General features: G+C 39.8%; 1 protein-coding gene. It reads right to left on the bottom strand.

What is annotated here, in order from left to right; translation table 11 throughout:
• Window positions 1-342: 342 nt before the first annotated feature.
• Window positions 343-2,397: early set domain-containing protein (locus B5D55_RS11645; protein WP_078934115.1), on the bottom strand; the 2,055-nt coding region annotated here is incomplete at its 5' end.

Below are 2,397 nucleotides of genomic sequence, written 5' to 3'. Positions count from 1 at the left end.
TTGAAAACTCCAGAAAAATGAAGGCAAAAAACATTCCTGATGATATTATTTCAAAATGTACAGGTCTTTCCTTGCAACAGGTTCAGGAATTGTAAGGACGTTTTCCATATAAAAAAGAAAGTCGGGAAAGCCTGCAGTACATCTGTTCATACCTGAAAAAATCTTCCTGTCGCGAGCAAATTAAAACGCACCTGCCGGTTACTATGGGGGATTTGTATTGCAGCGAATTTTATAACCATTTTTTTTTAAAATTCACGCATAAACAAAAAAGGCAGTTCTGGAAGTTTTTACACAACCAGAACTGCCATTTGAGAGCTGTTATTTACTTCCTAATGTAATGCTCTAGAAGTTCCAGTGCAAACCAATACGAAGTGCTCCTGCACCATCATATCTGTCAAGACCTTCATCTTTTTTCCAATTACCAAGATTAGCACCGTTCTTTATATTAAGTTCTGCAGGACCATCTCCAAATCCTTTGTAGATGTCCATGTTCCACATAAACTGTGCATATAATTTAGGACTCTTTATTGCATTCAATTTCTTTGAAACACCGATTGCAAAACCAAATGGATTAAGTGCATCGTCGTTATAAGCATCTCCTGCATCTGTATTCTTTACAGAACGTATGCCTATACCTCCAGAAACCTCAAGGTTCTTAGGAAGGGCAACTTTTGCTATCAAAGTATTTCCAAGAAGTGCATCTTTTGAATTGTCAAGCCCGTAATATACATTCAAGCCTGTTATTACGTCGTTGATTTTTTCTGCAGAGAAAGAAATGCCGGCATATTTGAACAGGAATTTGCTGTCAGATGCTGCATATTCGTAATCGTCAGAAGCGCCCAGTACTTTATAGGCAGCAATATCCATAATGCCATAGCCATTTACAGATGATGTAAATCCTGTTACATCATCAAGTTTGTATGTAATAGACGGAGTTAATTCAAATTCACAGCCACTGTCTAAGAATATAGGAGTGTATTTACTTTCTGCATAACCAAGTGCCCAGCAATGTGCAACACCTTCAAGAATTTCACTGTCAGTATCATAATGCTTAGCTTCTGTTTCCATATAGGCGTTAAGACCTATGGAAAGGGCATCTGTTGCGTTGAAGCCCAAATCAACAGTAACCCTCTGGCTGTTTGGAGCTCCGAGCATGTCTTTAAGTCTCAGGTCTAAATCATCGTGATTGTTGCGAATGTAAAGCATAGAAGCTTCTGCACCACGAATTCGATATTCTGCTTTTGCACTAAACAATTCGTTCTTGTAGCTTGCCTGAACATTTGCAGCAATGTTCTCAATTCCATCGAAATCGCCTGAGCGGTAGAAAATATCTGTTGAATATCCGAAATAATCAGCAGCCTTCCACCAGTCTCCTGCATGCTCATAATCAGCTCCTAGCAGGTCTTCTGTACTCTTGTTGTGTACGGCTACAAGTCCCTGCGCTGCAAGAGTTACATCTCCAACCTTACCTTTTGCACCGATGATAATGTCGTTTTCTACAGGCTCATAGAACTGATAGTCTTTTCCATACATAGTATTCCATTGTGCATCGAATTTCCAGACACCAGTATCAAGAGTTGCAAATGCATAAGTTCCGTAATTCTCACCTTTTCGGTCTGCTGACTTATTCAAGTTCAAACCAAAGTTTACGGTGTAGTCGCCTATTGTCTGAAGTTTTTCTCCATTTTCAAATAATGAATAGCCACCTACATTTGAGTATCCTGCATCCCAGTTGTCTGCAATTGTTGACCATGTAATTACCTGACGCATAGGAAGTTTTGCATATTTGTAACCGCTTGTGTAATTTACATACGGAGTGTTCCATCCAAATTTGATGTGTCCTGCAAAAGGAACTGTTGCAGTAGACGATTTCTTATTTACATCTCCAGATGTATCATGTGCAAGCCATGCCTGAGGATCAGAGAATATATCAACAATTGCATGTTTTACCAAATCAACGTTGTCATCGTAACTATTCTTGCGGTCATACAGTTTTACATTTGCATCTTCATATTCCTGTTCTGCAAGAACTAGCTCAATGTAGAACGGCATGTTACCCGTAAGGTCTCCGGAAAGTTTGTTGTATGACTTAAATCCTACGGCAATATTTTCTGCACGAGTTTCCTTTGTGATGTCGCCATCATCATTGTTCATTGTGCTGAATTTTGTCTGCAAGCCAAGCATAGACCAGCTGTTAAATTTTACAGCAGGGAATTTCTTGCCCGCATCACTGTCGCCAGCGACCAATGAATCCAACTCTGCCATAGAGTTCTTTCCGCCGAAGCCGTCGTCAACGAAATCTGGAGCCTTAAGGTCTGTAGTCCAGTTTCCGTCACTGATGAACTTGTATTTTACAGTTGTTCCGGCATCAAACACTTTTGTAAGAGAGAATCCTTT

It is taken from the genome of Treponema porcinum, assembly GCF_900167145.1.
Lineage (GTDB): Bacteria > Spirochaetota > Spirochaetia > Treponematales > Treponemataceae > Treponema_D > Treponema_D porcinum.
Note: the sequence above shows the minus strand (reverse complement) of the source record. Positions and strands in the feature narration are given on the sequence as shown.